Below are 19,919 nucleotides of genomic sequence, written 5' to 3'. Positions count from 1 at the left end.
CAAGCTTTCCAAACTGGGAGAGGTTTATTGGGTATCCCGGTGCACGAAGCTCCGGGGGTCGCTTTGTAGGAAGTCTACAACGAGGGACCGGGTTACGGACGAGTAACAGGGCGCTCGGCCGGCCCTGGCGATGGTTGGGACAGTCTGCCCACCACGAGCGCCGTCTGCAGAACAAACGCCTCACGGGGGAGCAACGGATCCCATCCGGTGATGTCGCAGACCCGTCGTAGCCGGTAGCGAACGGTGTTCGCGTGGACGAACAACGCGCGGGAGGTTGCCTCAAGCGAATGCCCCAGATTGAGGTAGGAGGACAGGGTCTCCTCGAGGCCATTCGATGCACCCACCAGCGGACGGTAGATGTTGCGAATCAGCGCCTTTCGCGCCGTGTCGTCGCCGGAGATGACCCGTTCGGGCCACAGGTCGTCGGCAGCAACCGGGCGTGGCGCGGCAGGCCAGGCACGCGCCGCGGTCAGTCCGGCGAAAGCCGCCTGCGCTGAGCTGCTCGCGGCCACCAGGGATTCGGATTCGGGTCCGTACACCACAGGCCCCGGCCCAAACAGATCGCTCAAACGGCTGTAGGTGCTTTCGTTGTTCTCCACCCCGCCGAGGACGAGGATCAACCGGTCGCCCTGGATTCCCACCAGGGTGTCTTCGGCGATTCGATCGGTGGTGCGCCGCAACTCGTTGAGGAATAGGGCGTTGGGCTCCGGCGGGGAACTGCCTACCATGACGGTAATTCTGGCCTGGGACTGCCAGCCCACTGCGGCGATCCGTGAACGCAAGGCGTCCGAACTTTCCCCGCGGAGGATGGCGTCGACCACGAGTGCTTCGAGCCGGGTGTCCCAGGACCCGCGGGTCTCAGCGGCCCGCGCGTACACGTCGGCAGCAGCAAATGCCACCTCCCGTGAATAGCGTAGAACGGCTTCGCGGAGTGCGCCCTGGTCGGCGTCAGCTGCCAGGTCAGGCACCCGGTCCTCGACCACTTGAACCACTACGCGGATCAGTTGGAGCGCCTTCTGCAGGCTGATTGAGCGGGTGAGCTCGGTTGGTGCGGTGCCAAAAACGTCGCTGAGGACCCAGGCCGGCGAAACCGGGCGCTGATACCAGTTGACGAAAGACGCGATTCCCTTCTGCGCCACCAGTCCCAGAGCAGACCGCTCATCCGGACGTAATCCCCGGTACCAGGGCAGCGACGCATCGAGTTGCTGCAGGGTGGCGGTTGACAGGGCGCCGATCTTCGACTTCAGCCGCTCCACCGTGTCCGGGTCGGCTACAGGGATCTGAGCCCTGCGGGAACTGGGTGGAAAGGGGCGTTCGGACACAGGCATGGGTTGAGCATACGTCCCCTCGGCCTCAGGCTCCATTTTGTGTGGAGGCTACAAACACGCCGCCAGCACGCCACGCACCCAACAGAAACGGCCCTGGGCCTCAGATCCACCGGTTGCAACCGGCAAACCTGAGCCCGAGGGCCGTTTCTGACTCAAACGAGCGGCTGTGCCCGCCGACGCTGTACCTACCTAGGCCGTGTCAGCCCGCCGGCGTGTGCCTGCCGACGCCGCCGCAGTTGCTAGCCCACTGTGCGGGTTAGCTGTCCCCGCCGGTGTTGCCGGTGGTGCCGGCGTTCACATCAAGCAGCTTGTACTTGTCGATCGCTTCGGCGGGCGCTCCAGCGTCCACCTCCCCGCGGCGTGCCAGCATCTCGAGGGCTCGCACCACCACGGAGTGGCTGTCGATTTTGAAGAACCGGCGTGCCGCGGCCCGGGTGTCGGAGAAACCGAACCCGTCGGCGCCGAGCGTCGCGAACTCGTTCGGCAGGAACTGACGCACCTGGTCCGGAATAGCCTTCATGTAGTCGGTCACTGCCACGATCGGACCGGTGGCGCCTTCGAGTTGCTGGGTGATGAACGGTACCCGGGCATCTTCGGACGGGTTCAGGAACGCGTCCTCTTCAGCCGCGAGCCCGTCCCGGCGCAACTCGTTCCAGGAGGTCACCGACCACACGTCAGCGGAGACACCCCAGTCGTCAGCGAGAATCTGCTGCGCTTCCAGAGCCCACGGCACCGAGACCCCGGAGGCAAGCAACTGGGCGCGCGCTCCGTCGATCTTGGCCGGCGACAGCAGATAAATGCCCTTGAGAATTCCCTCGACGTCGAGCTCTTCCGGTTCCTTGGGCTGCAGGATCGGCTCGTTGTAGACCGTGATGTAATACATCAGGTTTCGGTCCTCTGACCCTTCGCCATACATGCGCTTCAAACCGTCCCGCACAATGTGGCCGATTTCGTAGCCGTAGGCCGGATCGTAGGTGACCACTGCCGGGTTGGTGGAGGCCAGCAGTGGGGAGTGCCCATCAGCGTGCTGTAGTCCTTCACCGGTCAGGGTGGTGCGACCCGCGGTGGCCCCGATGATGAACCCGCGGGTCATCTGGTCGGCTGCAGCCCAGTAGGAATCGCCGGTGCGCTGGAAACCGAACATCGAGTAGAACACGTAGACGGGGATCAACGGTTCGCCGTGGGTGGCGTAGGCAGTTCCGGCGGCGGTGAACGCTGCTACCGAACCAGCCTCGTTGATACCTGCGTGCAGGATCTGTCCTTCGACCGACTCTTTGTAGGCCAGGACGAGATCCCGGTCCACCGACAGATAGTTCTGCCCATTCGGGTTGTAGATCTTGGCCGTCGGGAAGAATGAGTCCATCCCGAAGGTGCGTGCCTCATCAGGGATGATCGGCACCACCCGGTTGCCGAACTCCTTGTCCCGCATCAGGTCCTTCAACAGCCTGACGAACGCCATGGTGGTGGCAGCCATCTGCTTCCCGGAGCCCCGCTTGGCTACCTCGTAGGCCTTGTCGCCCGGAAGGGTAATCTCCGTGTGCTTGTTCCGGCGCTCGGGGACAAAGCCGCCCAGTGCCTTGCGGCGGTCCAGGAGGTACTTGATCTCGGGGGCATCCGCACCTGGGTGGTAGTACGGGGCGTTGTAGAGGTCGTCGTCGATCTGCTCGTCGGAGACGGGGATTCGAAGGTGGTCCCTGAACGCCTTCAGGTCTTCCGACGTCAGCTTCTTCATCTGGTGGGTCGCATTGCGTCCCTCGAAGTGTGGACCGAGACCATAACCCTTGACCGTCTTGGCCAGGATGACGGTCGGCTTCCCCTTGAACTCGGTTGCGGCTTTGTAGGCGGCGAAAACCTTGCGGTAGTCGTGGCCACCCCGCTTGAGCTTCCAGACGGCGTCGTCGCTGTAGTCAGCGACCATTTCCTTGGTCTGCGGCGTCTTCCCGAAGAAGTGCTCGCGGACAAATCCACCGGATTCCGCCTTGTATGTCTGGTAGTCGCCGTCGGGCGTGGAGTTCATGATCCCGACGAGAGATCCGTCCTCGTCCTTCTCCAGCAGCTCGTCCCACTCGCGGCCCCAGACCACCTTGATGACGTTCCAGCCGGCGCCCCGAAAGAACGCCTCAAGTTCCTGCATGATCTTGCCATTACCGCGCACCGGCCCGTCGAGGCGCTGCAGGTTGCAGTTGATGACGAAGTTGAGATTGTCCAGCCGTTCGTTGGCTGCAAGCTGCAGCAGGCCGCGCGACTCCGGTTCGTCCATTTCGCCGTCGCCGAGGAACGCCCAGACCTGCTGGTCGGAGGTGTCCTTGATGCCACGGTTGTGGAGATACCGGTTGGACTGGGCCTGGTAGATCGCGTTCATGGGGCCGATGCCCATGGACACGGTGGGGAATTCCCAGAACTCCGGCATCAGGCGCGGGTGCGGGTACGAGGAGAGGGCGTGGCCCTCTTTCGACTTCTCCTGCCGGAATCCGTCGAGGTCTTCCTCGGTCAGGCGTCCCTCAAGGAAAGCCCTGGCATACATCCCGGGGGAGGCATGGCCCTGGAAGAACACCTGATCGCCACCGCCCGGGTGGTCCTTGCCGCGGAAGAAGTGGTTAAAACCGACTTCGTAGAGCGTGGCCGCGCCCGCATAGGTGGAGATGTGGCCGCCGACCCCGATTTCGGGGCGCTGAGCGCGGTGCACCATGACGGCCGCATTCCAGCGCATCCAGGCGCGGAACTTGCGCTCGATCTCTTCGTCACCCGGGAAGTCGGGTTCCTGGTCCACCGGGATGGTGTTCACGTAGTCGGTCGTTGTCACCATCGGCACACCGACGCTCCGCGCACCGGCACGCTGCAACAGCGAACGCATGATGAATTGGGCCCGTTCGGTGCCCTGGACCCGGATCAGCTCATCGAGGGATTCAATCCACTCGGCTGTTTCTTCCGGATCACCGTCCGTGCCGCCGGCCAAATTGCTTAGAATCTCCGGTCCACCCTGCTCTACAGCCACGCCAAACCTCTCCCACTTCGCAGATGATTTCTGCGATGCTCAAAACTGCCGCAACGGAGCTGTACTCCGAAGCCTGTCTGTAGCCACAATCCAAGATTGTCAGGATCGTGACGGATCACTTAGTTACTCTAGCCGCGACGTGCCGGGGATGCGTAGCCGGGACGGGGTGACAAGCGGCTCAGCGCGGCGAAGACCGGCTATAAGGTGTAGGTATGCAGGCAATAGACCGCTGGAAACCCGTGCTGGCTTGATGCATGGCGTTAAAGGGTGTTGGCTGGTAATAATGCATATCAACGTAACTAGTGGTCCCATCCCCAGGATGGTCCACAGTCTTTCGGGAGGACAACAGTGAGCGAGGCCGAAGCCGCCACAGCGGATACCGTGGCGGGCAAGTTGGGTTTCAAGGACGGGGACCTGCTGCAGGAACTCGGATACGACGAGGATGTGGACTTCGATTTCCGCGCCACCCTCGAAGATGAAACCGGATCGGAATTGCTCACGGAAGACGATCAGGACGTTGTCGACGGTGTGCTCCTCTGGTGGCGCAGCGACGACGGCGACCTGGTCGACGCGCTCGTGGACTCCCTGACCTGCCTCGACGAGGGTGGCACTGTGTGGGTACTCACCCCCAAGTCCGGACGCGACGGCTACGTTGCTCCCTCCCTGATCCAGGAAGCCGCACCAACCGCTGGACTGCACGCGACGTCGTCGGCCGGTGTGTCAAAGGATTGGGCAGCCACCCGTTTGGTCAGCCGACGGAAAAGCTAGCATGACCGGGCTCCCGGCAATCGGCGAGCCAGCGCCGGACTTCGCACTGTCAAATCAGTTCGGCGAAACAATTCGTCTTAGCGACCTGCGCGGGACACCAGTCGCGCTGGTGTTCTACCCCTTCGCCTTCTCGGGTGTCTGCACCGGTGAGCTCTGCGAGTTGCGTGACAACCTGGCCATGTTCGACGACGACGGCGTCCGCCTCCTCGCGGTCTCGGTGGACTCGAAGTACACCCTGCGGGCCTACGCCGAAGAGCAGGGCTTCGGCTTCGATCTATTGGCGGACTTCTGGCCGCACGGCGCCCTCGCAATCCGATACGGGGCCTTCGATGCCACCCGTGGTTACGCCGAGCGGGCCACCTTCCTGATCGACCCGGACGGGGTCATCGCAGCGACCTTCAGAACCGAACTCGGAGCCCCTCGTCCGCTTCGGGCTTACCAGACGGCGCTGACCACCCTTGCCGCACCGGTGCAACTCTCCTGATGACCGCCAACGCTCCCGATGCCAAAGCCCCTAAAGGTTTAGGGTTGACTGGTTTCGCCAGCGGCGATCCTGTGGCCACCGGCCAGGACCTCACCGCAGAGCAGGGGAGGGCGATGGGGGCGGTAGTCGAGTTGCTGAGCGGCCACCGACTGGCGGTGCTGACCGGGGCCGGCCTCAGCACAGATTCGGGGATCCCCGATTATCGCGGCCCCGAATCGGTTCCCCGGAGCCCCATGACCTATCAGCAGTTCGTCGGGGACGAACTACTGCGGCGCCGCTACTGGGCCCGGAACCATGTGGGCTGGCATCATCTCCGTCACGCGGACCCCAATCCCGGACACCTGGCGTTGGCAACACTCGAGGCGCGGGGTCTGCTGTCCGGGCTGATCACCCAGAACGTTGACCGGCTCCACTCGGCCGCTGGTAGCGCCGAGGTGATCGACCTGCATGGCACCTACGACCGCGTGGTATGCCTGCAATGCCGGACGCAATACAGCCGCGCCGAGATCGCCGTCCTCCTTGAAGCACTCAACCCCGGTTATCTGGAGCGTGAGTCCGACGCCGGGGACGTGGCACCCGACGCCGACGCCGACGTCGACGACACCGGCGATTTCGTCATGGCCCCCTGCCCCAACTGCTCAGGCATGCTGAAACCAGACTTTGTGTACTTCGGAGAGAACGTGCCGAAAGACAGGGTTGCCGAGGCCTACCAGGTGGTCGATGCCGGCGGTGCCCTCCTGGTGGCCGGATCGTCGCTGACGGTAATGAGTGGACTGCGTTTTGTACGACACGCATCCAAGGCAGGCAAGCCGGTGGTAATCATCAATCGGGGTAAGACCCGAGGCGACGATCTGGCCAATCTCCTGGTGGACATCGGGGTGTCGGAGGCGTTGACCTTCCTCGTCGAATCCCTGCCGGACCTAGAGCGCCGTTAGTCCGGCGGCGATTGGCATTCCATTTGGAATGCCAGTAGAGTAATTCTTCGTTGGTTGGCCGGTCCAAGGACCGCCGGCAACGTGTTCGGGTCTTTAGCTCAGCTGGTAGAGCGCCACGTTTACACCGTGGATGTCATCGGTTCGATCCCGGTAGGACCCACCACCGAAAACCCCGTCATCTCAAGCGACAGAGCTTGAGAAGGCGGGGTTTTTCCATTGCCAATCACCTACGGCCTTGACAGCGGGCGGGCAGGAGCCATCGGGCTATGAACCGGAGAACAACGAACCAGGCCGCCAGCGCGGCCATGCTCTGTCTGCTGGCTGGGCTGGTGGGCTGCGGGTCAGCCGGCGGACCCGCCAGTGCTGCCACTTCCCAGGAACGGTTTCTCACCGAATTGCGCCAGGCGGCACCCGACTCAGCGTACTCAAAGGACGAACAACTCCTCGCCACCGGTCAGCAGGTCTGTGAGGAGCTGGCCGCTGGAAACGACCTCGAACAACTCGGCGCCCGCAACCCGGCGGAGAATCTCACCGACGAAACCGTCGAACGGATCCGGATCACCCAGGTTCTCGCCTCCCAGCACCTCTGCCCTGACGCCGCCTAGGGACCGACGCCGTCTAGGGACCCGGCGCTGCCTTGGCGACTCATCAGTGCAGATGCTGAACGCCTGATCGTCACGATCCGACCCCGTCTGGCCACTGGGCTACCGGCAGTAATAGGGTGAAAGAACTGCTTCGCAACACGGGGCTAGCCAGCTGTCCGCGTATCGGCCCGCCTCAGTGGGGGCACAAACCCAGTATTGGAGACTTCATGAGTGCACAGATCGGTGTCACAGGCCTCGCGGTCATGGGCGCAAATTTGGCCCGCAACCTTGCCCGTAACGGTTACACCGTTGCGTTGCATAACCGCTCGATCGAGAAGACCGACGTCCTGTTGGAGAAGCACGGCCACGAAGGTGACTTCATTCGCACCGAATCCCTGCAGGAACTCGTCGATTCTCTTGAAACGCCGCGCCGAGTGCTGATCATGGTCAAGGCTGGCGGCCCGGTGGACTCGGTAATCGGCCAGCTCGAGCCGCTGCTCGAAAAGGGCGACATCATTATCGACGCCGGTAACTCGCACTACGAGGACACTCGCCGCCGGGAAGCTGAGCTGGCGACCAAGGGCCTGCACTTTGTGGGCGTCGGTGTCTCCGGGGGCGAGGAAGGCGCGCTGCTGGGCCCATCGATCATGCCGGGCGGCTCCCGCGAGTCCTACGATTCGCTGGGACCGATGCTCGAGAAGATCTCCGCCAAGTACAACGACGAGCCATGCTGCCGCTGGATCGGCACCGACGGGGCTGGTCATTTTGTAAAAATGGTCCACAACGGCATCGAGTACGCCGATATGCAGGTCATCGGCGAGGCCTACGACCTCCTGCGGTCGGGCGCTGGCATCGAGCCAGCCGAACAAGCCAGGATCTTCACCGAATGGAACACCGGCACCCTCTCATCGTTCCTGATCGAGATCACCGCCGAGGTTCTCGCCCACACCGACGCCAAAACGGGCAAGCCCTTCGTTGACGTCGTCGTCGACTCTGCGGGCCAGAAGGGGACCGGCCGCTGGACAGTGGTTTCGGCTCTCGAACTGGGCAGCCCGACGTCCGGCATCGCCGAGTCGGTGTTCGCCCGAGGTCTGTCGTCGCAGCGTGACCAGCGTGCCCAGGCGCAGGAGATCCTCGCCGGCCATGAAGGGTCCGTGGAGCTTCCCGAGACCTTCGTCGAGGACGTTCGGTTGGCTCTGTACGCCTCCAAACTGGTCAGCTACGCGCAAGGCATCGATATGCTCACCGCAGCGGCCAAGGAGTACGGCTGGGAGCTGAAGCTGGATGAGATTGCTTCGCTGTGGCGTGCCGGTTGCATCATCCGGGCCGAACTGCTGGACGACATCATGAAGGCCTACGCCACCGCTGACGGTCAACCAGCCAACCTGCTGCTTGCCCCGGCCTTCGCCGAATCCATCGCCGGAGCGCTTCCGGCCTGGCGCCGGGTCGTCTCGACCGCCGTCCAGCTCGGCATCCCGGTGCCGGTGTTCTCGGCGTCGCTGGCATACTATGACGGGCTCCGTCGTCGACGCCTGCCTGCAGCCCTCACCCAGGGCCTGCGGGACCTGTTCGGTGCCCACACCTACAACCGGGTGGACATCGACGGCACCTTCCACACCCTCTGGGGCGAAGACAAGTCGGAAATCGAAGCCGTCGACACGCATTAGAACACCACTGGTCACGGCAGCACTGGTACGTAGCGGCTGTTAACTGAGGATTGGCCCGGCAAATTGCCGGGCCAACCCTCTTTAACGGTGCGCTAGATGTTGCGCTAGATGTACAGTGCCGGATCGATGTACTCCGCCGGGTCAACGGCCGGAAGGTTTTCCCGCGCCGAATCGCGATGCCGGTAGGTCGCCGGGATGCCGGTCGCAATTGAATCGGGCGGCGTGTCCTTGACGACGACGGCGTTGGCGCCGATGGCGCTTCCGGCGCCGATAGTGATCGGTCCGAGCACCTTCGCGCCAGCGCCGATCGTGACCCGGTCACCGATGGTTGGATGCCGTTTGACCTTTTCCAGGGACCGTCCACCCAGCGTGACGCCCTGATACAGCATTACGTCCTCACCGATTTCGGCGGTTCCGCCGATCACCACACCCATGCCGTGGTCGATGAAAAACCGCCGGCCAATGGTCGCTGCGGGGTGGATTTCAATCCCCGTCGCCGCCCGGGCCAGCTGCGCCAGCAGCCGGGCCGGGAACCGTAGACCGGGTCTGGCCCACATCCGGTGCGTCAGGCGGTGCACCCAGATTGCGTGCAGGCCGGAATAGACCAGCCCATTCTCGAAGGAACCCCGGGCGGCCGGATCGTGTTCGCGGGCCGTCTGAAGATCCTCGTGCAGTCGCGCTAAAAAACTCACAGACTACTTTCTGTTGAGGGGTGTTAGCCCCTGATGTCGTCAAACAGGACAGTTGAGATGTAACGCTCACCGAAGTCGCAGACCACAGCCACAATGAGCTTACCTGCGTTCTCCGGCCGCTTGGCGAGCTCCAGGGCCGCCCAGACGATGGCGCCGGAAGAGATGCCACCGAGGATGCCTTCCTGGGTTCCGAGGGCGCGTGCAACCCGTACCGAGTCCTCGACGGAGGCGTCGATAACCTCGTCGTAGGCGTTCCGGTCAAGAATTTCGGGGATGAAGTTGGCGCCAAGGCCCTGGATCTTGTGGGGGCCCGGGGCTCCACCATTCAGGATCGGCGAATCGGCTGGTTCCACCGCGACGATCTGAACGCCAGGCTTGCGTTCCTTGAGGACCTGCCCGACGCCGGTGATGGTTCCGCCGGTGCCAACACCCGCCACAAAGATGTCAACGGCACCGTCGGTGTCTTCCCAGACTTCCTCCGCAGTGGTGGCGCGGTGGATGGCCGGGTTGGCTTCGTTGGCGAACTGCTGGGCCCAGATAGCGTTCTCGGTGGTCGCCACAATGTCCTTGGCCTTGTCCACGGCGCCACGCATGCCCTCGGACCCGGGGGTCAACACAATCTCGGCGCCATAGGCACGCAACATCACCCGGCGTTCGGTGGACATCGTCTCGGGCATGGTGAGCAGCACCCGGTAGCCGCGTGCAGCGCCCACCATGGCAAGGGAGATGCCGGTGTTACCGGAGGTGCCTTCAACGATGGTTCCGCCCGGCTTGAGCGCTCCTGCCTTCTCGGCGGCGTCAATGATGGCCACCCCGATCCGGTCCTTGACGCTGTTTGCGGGGTTGTAGAACTCGAGCTTGACGGCGACCTGGGCGTCGAGGCCCTTGGTCAGACGGTTCAGGCGCACCAGGGGGGTGCGACCTACCAGCTGGGTGACGTCGTCGTAAATTTTTGCCATGGGTACCTACCTAGGTTGGAAGTCGGGACTTGTCCGCCGGATGCTCCGGTGCACGCTGGGATTCAGCCTAGCGGCGCGGGTGTGCTGGCGGGCGGGTGCGTTACTCGATCAGCCATTGGGCGTAATACTTCCGCGCCTTGGCCAGCTTGGGGTTGATGATCACCTGGCAGTACCCCTGCTCGGGGTGCTTGGCATAGAAATTGTTGTGCCATTCCTCGGCCAGGTGGAAGCGGGGGAGCCGGCTGACCTCGGTGACGATCGGCGTGGACCAACTCTCCTGGTTCCGTTCAATGGAACGCTCGAACAGTTCCTTCTGTTCGGTGTCCTGGTAGAACATTGACGACCGGTACTGGGTACCGACGTCGTATCCCTGGCGGTTGAGGGTGGTCGGATCGTGCGACACGAAAAACATGTCGAGGATCACCTTCGGCGGGATGATGGATTCGTCGAAGGTCACCGCCACTACTTCGGCGTGACCGGTGGTGCCGGTGCAGACCGCGTCGTAGTCAGGGTCCGGGGTGTGACCGCCGGTATAGCCGGAGATGACGTCGGTGACGCCGCGGGTTTTTTGGTAAAGGGCGTCGAGGCACCAGAAGCAGCCTCCGCCAAGTACGAATGTCATCATGCCTATAACAATGCGTTGCCGATCCAGAAGATTCCCGAGGCGCACGATCAGTGACAACGGGGACCCCCAAAATTGGGCCTGAGCAGCAATTGCGGGGTACAACTAGTGCTATGGAAGCTGATCATCAGACCGCTGAGCAACCCTCCGAGCAGCCCACCGAAGGCGCTACGACGCCGAGTGTGGGCGATGCCCTGTTAGCCATTGAGGAACTGTGGCCCGAGGCCCTGGCCGAGAGCTGGGACGCGGTCGGCCTGGTGGTCGGGAGGCCGGAGCGCAGCGCGGCGAAAATCCTGTTCGCCGTCGATCCCACCCACGCCGTGATCAGCGAGGCCCTTGACTGGGGTGCTGACCTGGTTATCGTCCATCACCCCCTGATGATGAAGCCCGTGAATTCGGTGGCGGCCAGCCACTTCAAGGGCGATGCAGTGCACCGTCTGATTGAGGGCGGGTGCGCCCTCGCCACAGTCCACACCAACGGCGATAGCGCCGTTGGCGGCGTATCGGATGTGCTGGCAGACGCGTTCGGGCTGGAGGACGTCGAACCCCTCGCCAAATCCGCTGATGGGCTCCCCGAGGAGGGCATCGGGCGTGTCGGTAATCTCACCGAGGCGACCACCCTGGGTGATTTCGCCGGCGTGGTGTTCTCGATCCTGCCGGCGGTAGCGGGAGGAGTACGCGTTGCCGGTGACCGCGACGCAGTGGTACGCCGGGTTGCTGTGTGCGGCGGAGCAGGCGACAGCCTCTTCGAGAAGGTACGGGAAAGCCGCGCCGACGTCTACGTGACCGCTGACCTTCGCCACCACCCGGTGTCGGAAGCGCGCGAAGCGGCCGGGGATGGCAGGCCATACCTGATCGATGTGTCACACTTCGGCAGCGAATGGCTCTGGCTGACGCCCGCTGCCGCAGCCCTGGAGAATGTGCTGGCCGATCAGGGATTCACCGCCGAGATCAGGGTCAGCACCGTCAACTCAGACCCCTGGGATTTTGTCCTGACGCCCGGCACCGACTAGCCGGAAACCAGGCAGTCGGCCCACGAAGGTTCACGGCTCCTCGACGGTGACCGGACCGTGCTCTGTGCAATAGGGTGGATGGACGCCCCATCAGCAACTGCGGAGGTTTTACTGTGGCAAAAGCACCACCGGCAGAGCAGCTTCGGCTGTTGGAACTACAGGCGCTCGACTCGCGGCTGAACCAGCTGCAACGTCAGGCGGCCACAGCGCGGGCTAATCCGGCCATTGCTGAGCTTTCCTCACAGCTTGAAGGGACCGACGGCGACCTGGTGCGCGCCGAAACGGCACTCCTCGATCTTGAGCGTGAACTGACCCGCTCCGAGGATGACGTGCAGTCGGTCGTCAACCGGCTCGAGCGCGACCAGAAGCGACTGGACAGCGGCACGGGCAGTCCCAAGGACCTGATGGCCCTGCAGAGCGAAGTCGCGTCCCTGACCAAACGACGCTCTGATCTTGAAGACGTCGAACTGGACATCATGGAACGGGTCGAATCGGCCCGCGGAGCCAAACAGTCGGCGCAACAGTTGAAGGACGACGCCCGGGAGCGTCTCGCCGCCATTGAATCCACCCGCGACGCCGAACTGGCCACCATTGCAGCCGAGGCGGACTCGGTCAAAGCCGAGCGCGCTGAATTGGCAGCGACCTTTGAGGCTGGTCTTCTCGCCTTGTACGAAAAGACCCTCGCCCGCCGCGGTGTGGGTGCTGCGCGCCTGTTCCATGGCACCTCTGAAGGCTCGGGAATGCAGCTGAGCCCCGGCGACCTCGCTGACCTCCGCAAAGCTGCCGAGGACGACCTCGTGTTTTGCCCGGATTCGGGCGCCATTCTGGTGCGATCCGACGAGTGGGGCAACTGAGCCGGTGCCCGCTGAACAAACCCTTTTTGACCACGCCGACGAAACCCCCACCACGGCAACTCCGCGGTTCCTGATTGTGGAAGCCGACGGCGGATCCAGGGGCAACCCCGGCCACGCCGGCTACGGCGCCCTGGTGCGCGACTCGGAATCCGGTGCCATCCTGGTGGAGAAGGCCGCCTACATCGGCAAGGCGTCCAACAACGTCGCCGAGTACTCAGGCCTCGTTGCCGGTCTGGAACTGGCCAACGAGCTCGATCCCACCTGCCGGATCCTCGTCAAGATGGACTCCAAGCTCGTGGTTGAGCAGATGGAGGGCCGCTGGAAAATCAAGCACGCAGACATGCAGGCTTTGGCCCGAAAGGCCCGGGCGGTGCTGGATCCCCGGCGGGTGAAGTACCAGTGGATTCCGCGGGAGATCAACAAGGACGCCGATCGTCTGTCCAACGAGGCGATGGACGCGGGCATGGCCGGCACCCCCTGGGTGCCGCGCAGCCTCTCTCCAGCCAGCGCCCGACCAGCAGCAGAGGCAGCTGAGGCAGCTGAGTCTGAGCCTGAGCCGGTCAGGGCGCCGTCCGGACGGCTGCACCATGTTGAGCTGTGGGTCAGTGATCTGCAGGCGGCCACAGCTTCCCTCGGCTGGCTGCTGCTGCAACTTGGTTTCACAGCCAGGGAAACCTGGGCGGACGGCGCCAGCTACGTTGGCGCCGACGGGCTGTACCTGGTGATTGAAGCAGGCCCCGATGTCACCGGCGAGCTTCACGAACGACGTCGGCCCGGACTGAATCATCTGGCGTTCCGGGCCGGAAGCCCGGCTGAGGTGGACTTACTGGCACGCCGCGCCACAAGCCATGGCTGGACGCCCATGTTCGCCGACGCGTATCCGCACGCCGGCGGCCCGCAGAGCTACGCGGCGTATCTGGAGAACGCGGCCGGTTTTGAAGTGGAGCTGGTCGCCGACTGGGACGGACCAGCCGAACCCATCTGAGCGACTAGCCCTGCAGGATGATGCTGAGCTGGGCTGGTTTGCGTGAGGTGGCCGGGGTGAGTTCGGCTTGCCACTGCTCGCGTGCGGCCTTCAGGAGCTGACCCGGTGTGGTGGGGCGGCTGGACCGCCGGGTAATTAAATGTCGGGCCAGCAGCCCGCGGGTGTGCTTGGCTGAGTGGGACACCACCGAACGCTTCCCGTCCCGCTCCTGCAACACGTTCACTGCGACTGTCCGCTCGGGGACACCAGCCCAGGCGGCCCCATAGGTGCTGGAGCGGCAGTCAACGATGAGCGAATCGCCGGACCGTTGATCCAGGGGGCCAGCAAGGCGTTGCTTCCAGAAGGAAGCGAGCCTGCCGGTATCGGGAAGTGACACCGACATGGACAACCGGTAGGCAGGGATCGCGTCGGCGAAGCCCAGAGCGCCCCAGAGCGCAGAGATCACCACCACCGATTCCTGGGCCTTCCGGCGTTGCACCGGAGTGAGGGTGCTGTAACCCAGCGCGTCGTACAGGACCCCCGAGTAGACCTGGTAGGCCGGTGCCGCGGGCTGATCCAGCAGGGTGATGTTGCGGAGCACCTCGGCGCCCAGCGACGGGCCGACACCAAGGATACGGTGAGCGTCCGGGCCGGTGCTGGCGATAGCCAGGGATCCCAGCACCGTTTGGCGGGCGGCCGTGAGCTCAGGGAACTGAAGACCTCCGAGATCCACGACAGGGCCCTTCACCGCTGGGGATTTACCCTCGGACGGGGGCAGCAAAATCAGCACCGCACCACTTTACCCAGGTTCACCGCCCCCAAAATGCCGGGTACCGAGGACCACCAGTCGTTGGACGGTTAAGGACAGGGCCGCCAGCCGCGTAGAATCGGGTGCGGATGGGTTGACTAGGCGGCCGCGTTGCACCGACTCAAGCGCCTGGCGCGAGGGATCGGTGTACCGAGGAACGTCCGGGCTCCGCAGAGCAGGGTGGTGGGTAACGCCCACTCGGGGTAACCCGCAGGAAAGTGCCACAGAAAACAGACCGCTGCAGCCCGCAGCAATGCGCTGTAGTAAGGGTGAAAAGGTGGTGTAAGAGACCACCAGCGTGCCGGGTGACCGGCGCGGCTCGGTAAACCCCACCCGGAGCAAGGCCAGACAGGGCGCGTTTGAAGGCTGCTCGCCTGAGTGTCCGGGTAGGCCGCTGGAGGGCGTCGGCAACGGCGTTCGTAGATGGATGGCCGCCACTTCACCACCGGCGACGGTGGTGAAGGACAGAACCCGGCGTATCGGTCAACCCATCCCCAAAAAACCGGTGATTATCTCTGCGTCAGGGCCGCTGGTCAAGACCCCGGAACGAAGTTCAAATAGAATTCCCGATCTGGCCAGTGAAGCGATTCCGCTCGGTTACGCTATCCCAATGACCGACACCCTGGTGCCCCAAAAGTCGTTGCTGGTACGCAACCGCAACTTTCGGGCACTGTGGCTTTCCAGCACCGTCGGGGTGCTGGGAACGGCGGTCACCTCCATCGCCTTCCCCGTTATTGCCGTCATCGAACTGCAGGCCAGCGACTTCGCTGTGGCCGCGCTGGCAGGAATGACTTTCCTCCCATGGCTGCTGCTGGGGTTGCCGGTGGGAGTCTGGGTGGACCGGTGGCCACGGAAGCCGGTGATTATTTGGTCCCTGATCGCGCGAATCCTCGTGCTGGCGACCCTGCCGGTGGCGTTCTGGTTCGGCATCATGTCTATCGCCCAACTGTTCATTGTCTCCTTCCTTGTCGGCCTGTCGGCAGTCTTCTTCACCCTGGCTGACCAGGCGTTGATACCCCAGGCGGTGTCGAAGGATGAGCTGGTCGAAGGCAACGGCCTGATGACGGCGTCGTCGGCGTCCGCGGACGCGGCCGGTCGCGGCCTGGCCGGCTGGTTGACCGTGGCGTTCGGCGCCTCCAATTCCTTGCTGGTGCAGATCGCGACGTCGGTCGCCTCCCTGTTCGCCATTTCGTCCCTGAAGCTCAAGGAGGCGCAGCCGCACCAGGGGGAGCGGCGGATCTTCCGGGAGATGAAGGACGGGCTGCGTTACACGTTCAGCACCGGTCCGCTGCGGGCGATCCTGTTCAACGCGGCGCTCTGGAATCTGGGCGGAAGTATGGTCGCATCGCTTTTGGTGCTTTTGGTGCTTCGGACCCTCAACGAGTCCGAGATCTGGCTGGGCGTGCTCCTGGCCGCAGCGTCCGTCGGCGGAGCGTTGGGCGGTATTACCGTCAAGGGCGCCACCGACCGGTTTGGGTCCGGCCCGGTCTGGCGCTATTCGATGGTGCCCGGCGTGCTGGGCTACGCCTCGCTGCTGGTCATGACCCCGGGCTACGGAATGCTCTGGGGCGTGCTGGGCCTGTTCCTGATGGGCGTGTGCGTCGCCTGGAACATCGTGGTCGGGGCAGCCTTCAGACAGCGGGTCTGCCCGCCCACCATGATGGGCAGGCTCGGGGCCGCTTCCCGGATGGTCAGCTGGGGGATGCTGGGGATCGCCAGTATCCTCGGCGGCATCCTGGCAGAGCTGGTCGGAATCTGGACCGCTATCCTGATCGGCGTCATCCTGACGGCCGGAGCACCCCTCGTGGCGATCTTTGGGCCGCTCCGCCACGTCGAGCGGCTTGAGGATCTCGAACCCGGGCAGGAGCCGGGTGCCCCCGCCAAAGAGGTCTAGCAGCCACGGACCACCGGACCGACCGGACCGACCGGACCACCGGACAGACCAGACCTACGGACCGGACCGGCCGACCGGACCGACGGGCGCCGTCGGCTAGTGGCCGAAGGGGTCCGGGTCCACACCTGGCATCCAGGTCAGACCGGGAGCGCCCCAGGCATTCTTCTTGATGGCCTTGCGGGCGGCGCGTGAATAGGGTTCGACGAGCCGGTCAACGTACAGCTTGCCTTCCAGATGGTCATACTCGTGCTGCATGCAACGCGCAAACCAGCCGGTGGCCACAAATTCAACCCGCTCGCCGAAGCCGTCAAAACCCGTCACCTTGACCCATTCGGCGCGTTTCAGCGGAAAGGATTCACCAGGAACGGACAGGCACCCCTCGGATTCTTCATCGGGGTCCGGGTCGGCCCCCGAAATCTTGGTGGTCACCAGCGTCGGATTCACCAACACGCCGCGGGGCGCGACGTCGTCGTCGTTCACCATCCCGTACACGAATATCCGCTGGCCCACGCCGATCTGCGGTGCGGCGAGGCCAACGCCGTTGGCTTCGTCCATCGTCTCGAACATGTCGGCAATGAGGGTGCGCAGCTGCTCATCGAACTCGGTGACGACGGCGGCGCGGCGGTGCAGCACAGGCTCACCGGTGATGGTGACTGGGTGAACGGTCATTGTCGCTTTCCTGGAGGGGAGAAAATTGGAAGGGGCTAACGAGCTCGGTTATCGGCCGGCGATGTGGCGGCCGACGACGTCGCGCATGATCTCGCTGGTGCCGCCGAAGATGGTGAGCAGCCGGGTGGCGAGGAACGCCTGCGCCACCGGATACTCGAGGATGTACCCGTACCCGCCGTGGAGCTGGAGGCAGCGGTCAGTGATGGATTTGGCCCGCTCGCTTGCCCACAGTTTCACCCGGGCAGCGCTGGCCGCGTCCAGGGTTCCGGCGTTGAACGCGAGCATCGCCTGGTCGACGTACGTTTCGGTGACCTCGACCTCGGTGAGGATATCGGCCAGCTGGAAACGGGTGTTCTGGAAGTCGATAACCCGCTCGCCAAACGCGTTGCGTTCCTTGGTGTAGGTGACGGCGGCCTCGTAGCTGGCGCGGGACACAGCTGAGGCTGCAACGGCAATCGCGAGGCGCCCCTGCGGCAGCTGTTCGGTGGCGTAACGGAGCCCGTGGCCCAGTTCGCCCACCAGGTTGTCCCCGGTGACCCGAACCTCATCGAAAAAGAGCTCGGCGGTGTCGGAGGCTTTCAGGCCCATTTTGTCGAGCTGTTTGCCGGTGTTGTACCCCTCGCCTTTTTCGACCATGAACAGGGAGAAGGAATCGGCGGAGCCCCGGCCGGTGCTGCCGTCCGTGCGGGCCAGCACGAGGGAGGCGTCACCGCTGATGCCGTTGCCGATGAAGGTTTTCTGTCCGGAGATCAGCCAGTCGTCGCCGTCGCGCACCGCCTTGGTCCTGATGCCTCGCAGGTCGCTGCCGGCACCGGGCTCGGTCCACGCAACGCTGGTGACGCGTTCGCCGCTGACCATCCCGGGGAGCCACCGGGCTTTGAGGTCGTCGGAGCCGTAGGCCAGCAGGTGGGGGAGGACCAGGTCGTCGTGCAGGTGGAAGGCGAGGGCGACGGCGAGGTGGTTCGTTTTGGCGAACTCCTCGTCCAGCACGGCGCGGAAACGATAATCGGGCATTCCCGCCCCGCCGAACTCCTCGGGCACGGCCAGACCAAGGAGCCCCTGTTCGCCAGCGGCAGTCCACAGCGTGCGTGGCATGAGGTGGTCCTGGTCCCAGCTGGCGTAGTGGGGTGCCACTTCGCGGGAAATGAATTCGGCTGCGACCTCGCGGAACAGCAGATGGTCTTCCTCAAACACGTTGCGTTCCATGCGGTCCAACCTCCACGGTGGCTCAACGCCAGCTGACGCCGGCCTGGGTCCTACAGGTAAGGCCGCCCCCGAAGATCTTCAGGGACGGCCTTCCAAGGCTAACTTTCAACCTTCTTGGGGTGAGTAACGGGGCTTGAACCCGCGACCTCCTGGACCACAACCAGGCGCTCTGCCAACTGAGCTATACCCACCATGTGCCTTCGGCCAAAATGACATCCCACCGGATGTTTCCGGTCGTGTTGTCACCTACAAAAGGCAGCGCAGACAAGTCTACACAATTTTTGCGGTCCCTCTGCAACCGGCTGCCCGGAAGGGGCTCCGGGCGCCCGAACTAGTCAGCCATCGACCCGGCAATCGCCTTGCTGGACGCCGAATCGGGGCCCGGGCTCGGCACGAAAATCGACTCCCGGTAGTAACGCAGCTCACGGATGGAGTCCTGGATATCCCCCAGGGCCCGGTGCCCCCCACTCTTGGCAGGGGACTGGAAATACGCCCGGGTGAACCACCGGCGAGCGAGTTCCTTGATGGTCGATACATCGATGATCCGGTAGTGCAGGTGCTCGATCACGGCCGGCATGTCGCGGGCCAGGAACGACCGGTCGGTACCCACCGAGTTCCCTCCCAGCTGGGCCTTGCGGGGTTCGGGGACCCATTTGGTGATGTAGGCCAGTACCTCAGCCTCAGCCTCGGCCATGCTGATGCCCTCGGGAAGTTCGGTGAGCAGCCCTGACGTCGTGTGCATGTCCCGCACAAAATCGCCCATCTGCGCGAGCGCGGCGTCGTCGGGCTTGATGACGACGTCGACACCCTCTCCCAGAATGTTCAGCTCGGAATCAGTCACGAGTACTGCAACTTCGATGAGTGCGTCCGAAACGAGGTCGAGCCCCGTCATTTCGCAGTCAATCCAGACAATGTGTTCATTAGATATCGGCACACCCCAAATGTACCGCGTGATCAGGCGCGGGAGTGGCTCCACTGGCGGCCGTCGGAGCGTTGCTCAACTGATCCGGCGAACACTCCCGCACCGCGGTTGCGCCGATAAGCCTGAACCGGCAGGGGGCCGGTGTCCGGCGGACCGAACTCCTGAACCCAACGGCTCGCCGCGGTGTCGCTCCCCGCTTCCGAGGCTGGCTGCTCACGAGCTGGCTGCTCACGAGCGGGCTGGGCCAGGGCCGGACGGGTGGGCTGCGGACCCGGCAGGGTACCGTGATCCCAGGTGGGCTCCGGCGTCGCGCCCGGTGTTGTGGTGCCAACGGGTGCAGTGGCTGCTGTTGGCGCAGGCTGGCACGAGGCCGAGTGGGCTCCAGCGGGGTGTTGGGTGAGGGCACCGTTGTTGAGGATCCAGACCACACCGAAAGCTGCCGCAGGCATCGCGCCCAGGATAAACCCGGGTCCGGGGTCGAGGTCCAGGACCCACATGGAGGCGAAACATGCCGCCGAGATAAACACACCCCACGCAAGAAGTTCGTCAGCGGGT

Annotated in this window: 19 protein-coding genes, 2 tRNA genes and 1 other RNA gene; 11 read left to right on the top strand and 11 right to left on the bottom strand. The window is 64.0% G+C overall.

Annotated elements, in window-relative coordinates; translation table 11 throughout:
* Window positions 1-92: 92 nt before the first annotated feature.
* Together ACX80Z_RS04175 and aceE are read right to left on the bottom strand one after the other, a co-directional pair.
* Window positions 93-1,328, bottom strand: a complete 1,236-nt coding sequence (locus ACX80Z_RS04175; protein WP_019482897.1) for a PucR family transcriptional regulator — start codon at window positions 1,326-1,328, stop codon at window positions 93-95.
* 256 nt (window positions 1,329-1,584) lie between these two features.
* Window positions 1,585-4,323 carry a pyruvate dehydrogenase (acetyl-transferring), homodimeric type gene (gene aceE / locus ACX80Z_RS04170; protein WP_019482896.1) on the bottom strand — a complete coding sequence of 913 codons (2,739 nt, stop codon included), beginning with the start codon at window positions 4,321-4,323 and terminating at the stop codon, window positions 1,585-1,587.
* A 348-nt stretch (window positions 4,324-4,671) separates the two neighbouring features.
* On the opposite strand from aceE, the gene ACX80Z_RS04165 reads away from it, so the two are divergent.
* From ACX80Z_RS04165 to gndA, 6 genes are all read left to right on the top strand, one after another.
* Complete coding sequence (locus ACX80Z_RS04165; RefSeq protein ID WP_019482895.1) at window positions 4,672-5,091, top strand: DUF3052 domain-containing protein; 420 nt, start codon at window positions 4,672-4,674, stop codon at window positions 5,089-5,091.
* 1 nt (window position 5,092) lies between these two features.
* Window positions 5,093-5,575, top strand: a complete 483-nt coding sequence (locus tag ACX80Z_RS04160; RefSeq protein WP_116777885.1) for a peroxiredoxin — start codon at window positions 5,093-5,095, stop codon at window positions 5,573-5,575.
* On the top strand, window positions 5,575-6,510 hold the full coding sequence (locus tag ACX80Z_RS04155) for an NAD-dependent protein deacetylase (RefSeq protein WP_459314990.1): 936 nt from the start codon (window positions 5,575-5,577) through the stop codon (window positions 6,508-6,510). The genes ACX80Z_RS04160 and ACX80Z_RS04155 overlap by 1 nt, the downstream gene beginning before the upstream one ends.
* Window positions 6,511-6,597: 87 nt before the next feature.
* Window positions 6,598-6,673: transfer RNA gene (locus ACX80Z_RS04150), tRNA-Val, on the top strand.
* Window positions 6,674-6,776: 103 nt separating this feature from the next.
* The gene (locus ACX80Z_RS04145) at window positions 6,777-7,115 is read left to right on the top strand and encodes a DUF732 domain-containing protein (protein WP_459303861.1); all 339 of its coding nucleotides are present in this window, start codon (window positions 6,777-6,779) and stop codon (window positions 7,113-7,115) included.
* Between the two features lie 206 nt (window positions 7,116-7,321).
* On the top strand, window positions 7,322-8,761 hold the full coding sequence (gene gndA / locus ACX80Z_RS04140) for an NADP-dependent phosphogluconate dehydrogenase (RefSeq protein ID WP_019482890.1): 1,440 nt from the start codon (window positions 7,322-7,324) through the stop codon (window positions 8,759-8,761).
* Between the two features lie 104 nt (window positions 8,762-8,865).
* On the opposite strand, the gene epsC is transcribed toward gndA, so the two are convergent.
* From epsC to msrA, 3 genes are all read right to left on the bottom strand, one after another.
* Window positions 8,866-9,453: a serine O-acetyltransferase EpsC gene (gene epsC / locus ACX80Z_RS04135; RefSeq protein WP_019482889.1), complete on the bottom strand. Its 588-nt coding sequence runs from the start codon at window positions 9,451-9,453 to the stop codon at window positions 8,866-8,868.
* A 23-nt stretch (window positions 9,454-9,476) separates the two neighbouring features.
* Complete coding sequence (gene cysK / locus ACX80Z_RS04130) at window positions 9,477-10,412, bottom strand: cysteine synthase A (RefSeq protein ID WP_019482888.1); 936 nt, start codon at window positions 10,410-10,412, stop codon at window positions 9,477-9,479.
* A 100-nt stretch (window positions 10,413-10,512) separates the two neighbouring features.
* Window positions 10,513-11,037: a peptide-methionine (S)-S-oxide reductase MsrA gene (msrA, locus tag ACX80Z_RS04125; RefSeq protein WP_459314989.1), complete on the bottom strand. Its 525-nt coding sequence runs from the start codon at window positions 11,035-11,037 to the stop codon at window positions 10,513-10,515.
* A 110-nt stretch (window positions 11,038-11,147) separates the two neighbouring features.
* Between msrA and ACX80Z_RS04120 the strand changes: the two genes are divergently transcribed.
* The 3 genes from ACX80Z_RS04120 to ACX80Z_RS04110 all read left to right on the top strand — a co-directional run bounded on the left by ACX80Z_RS04120 (window position 11,148) and on the right by ACX80Z_RS04110 (window position 13,886).
* A complete protein-coding gene (locus ACX80Z_RS04120) occupies window positions 11,148-12,047 on the top strand; it encodes a Nif3-like dinuclear metal center hexameric protein (protein WP_459314988.1) in 900 nt (299 codons plus the stop codon).
* A gap of 113 nt (window positions 12,048-12,160) precedes the next feature.
* Complete coding sequence (locus ACX80Z_RS04115) at window positions 12,161-12,901, top strand: zinc ribbon domain-containing protein (protein WP_459314987.1); 741 nt, start codon at window positions 12,161-12,163, stop codon at window positions 12,899-12,901.
* A 4-nt stretch (window positions 12,902-12,905) separates the two neighbouring features.
* Window positions 12,906-13,886: a reverse transcriptase-like protein gene (locus tag ACX80Z_RS04110; protein WP_459314986.1), complete on the top strand. Its 981-nt coding sequence runs from the start codon at window positions 12,906-12,908 to the stop codon at window positions 13,884-13,886.
* A 4-nt stretch (window positions 13,887-13,890) separates the two neighbouring features.
* On the opposite strand, the gene ACX80Z_RS04105 is transcribed toward ACX80Z_RS04110, so the two are convergent.
* Complete coding sequence (locus ACX80Z_RS04105) at window positions 13,891-14,655, bottom strand: YaaA family protein (protein WP_459314985.1); 765 nt, start codon at window positions 14,653-14,655, stop codon at window positions 13,891-13,893.
* 108 nt (window positions 14,656-14,763) lie between these two features.
* On the opposite strand from ACX80Z_RS04105, the gene rnpB reads away from it, so the two are divergent.
* Together rnpB and ACX80Z_RS04095 are read left to right on the top strand one after the other, a co-directional pair.
* Window positions 14,764-15,168: RNase P RNA component class A (rnpB, locus tag ACX80Z_RS04100), an RNA gene on the top strand.
* Window positions 15,169-15,283: 115 nt separating this feature from the next.
* Window positions 15,284-16,567 carry an MFS transporter gene (locus tag ACX80Z_RS04095; RefSeq protein WP_459314984.1) on the top strand — a complete coding sequence of 428 codons (1,284 nt, stop codon included), beginning with the start codon at window positions 15,284-15,286 and terminating at the stop codon, window positions 16,565-16,567.
* Between the two features lie 96 nt (window positions 16,568-16,663).
* On the opposite strand, the gene def is transcribed toward ACX80Z_RS04095, so the two are convergent.
* From def to ACX80Z_RS04070, 5 genes are all read right to left on the bottom strand, one after another.
* A complete protein-coding gene (gene def, locus ACX80Z_RS04090; protein ID WP_019482881.1) occupies window positions 16,664-17,236 on the bottom strand; it encodes a peptide deformylase in 573 nt (190 codons plus the stop codon).
* A gap of 48 nt (window positions 17,237-17,284) precedes the next feature.
* On the bottom strand, window positions 17,285-18,442 hold the full coding sequence (locus tag ACX80Z_RS04085) for an acyl-CoA dehydrogenase family protein (protein ID WP_459314983.1): 1,158 nt from the start codon (window positions 18,440-18,442) through the stop codon (window positions 17,285-17,287).
* Window positions 18,443-18,557: 115 nt separating this feature from the next.
* Window positions 18,558-18,633: transfer RNA gene (locus tag ACX80Z_RS04080), tRNA-His, on the bottom strand.
* A 140-nt stretch (window positions 18,634-18,773) separates the two neighbouring features.
* Entirely contained in the window at window positions 18,774-19,376 is a 603-nt protein-coding gene (orn, locus tag ACX80Z_RS04075) for an oligoribonuclease (protein WP_083850901.1), read from the bottom strand.
* A 20-nt stretch (window positions 19,377-19,396) separates the two neighbouring features.
* A complete protein-coding gene (locus ACX80Z_RS04070) occupies window positions 19,397-19,891 on the bottom strand; it encodes a hypothetical protein (protein ID WP_459314982.1) in 495 nt (164 codons plus the stop codon).
* Between the last annotated feature and the right edge of the window lie 28 nt (window positions 19,892-19,919).

It is taken from the genome of Arthrobacter sp. TMT4-20 (assembly GCF_054510775.1).
The sequence above is the reverse complement of the archived record's forward strand: the minus strand, read 5'-3'. Positions and strand labels throughout refer to the sequence as shown.

Excerpts from the sequence above, each read along its gene's own strand:
- ACX80Z_RS04095 (WP_459314984.1), top strand. The coding sequence starts at position 15,284 with ATGACCGACACCCTGGTGCCCCAAAAGTCGTTGCTGGTACGCAACCGC.
- msrA (WP_459314989.1), bottom strand. The coding sequence starts at position 11,037 with ATGATGACATTCGTACTTGGCGGAGGCTGCTTCTGGTGCCTCGACGCC.
- ACX80Z_RS04120 (WP_459314988.1), top strand. The coding sequence starts at position 11,148 with ATGGAAGCTGATCATCAGACCGCTGAGCAACCCTCCGAGCAGCCCACC.
- def (WP_019482881.1), bottom strand. The coding sequence starts at position 17,236 with ATGACCGTTCACCCAGTCACCATCACCGGTGAGCCTGTGCTGCACCGC.
- ACX80Z_RS04085 (WP_459314983.1), bottom strand. The coding sequence starts at position 18,442 with ATGGAACGCAACGTGTTTGAGGAAGACCATCTGCTGTTCCGCGAGGTC.
- gndA (WP_019482890.1), top strand. The coding sequence starts at position 7,322 with ATGAGTGCACAGATCGGTGTCACAGGCCTCGCGGTCATGGGCGCAAAT.
- ACX80Z_RS04145 (WP_459303861.1), top strand. The coding sequence starts at position 6,777 with ATGAACCGGAGAACAACGAACCAGGCCGCCAGCGCGGCCATGCTCTGT.
- ACX80Z_RS04160 (WP_116777885.1), top strand. The coding sequence starts at position 5,093 with ATGACCGGGCTCCCGGCAATCGGCGAGCCAGCGCCGGACTTCGCACTG.
- ACX80Z_RS04155 (WP_459314990.1), top strand. The coding sequence starts at position 5,575 with ATGACCGCCAACGCTCCCGATGCCAAAGCCCCTAAAGGTTTAGGGTTG.
- cysK (WP_019482888.1), bottom strand. The coding sequence starts at position 10,412 with ATGGCAAAAATTTACGACGACGTCACCCAGCTGGTAGGTCGCACCCCC.
- ACX80Z_RS04175 (WP_019482897.1), bottom strand. The coding sequence starts at position 1,328 with ATGCCTGTGTCCGAACGCCCCTTTCCACCCAGTTCCCGCAGGGCTCAG.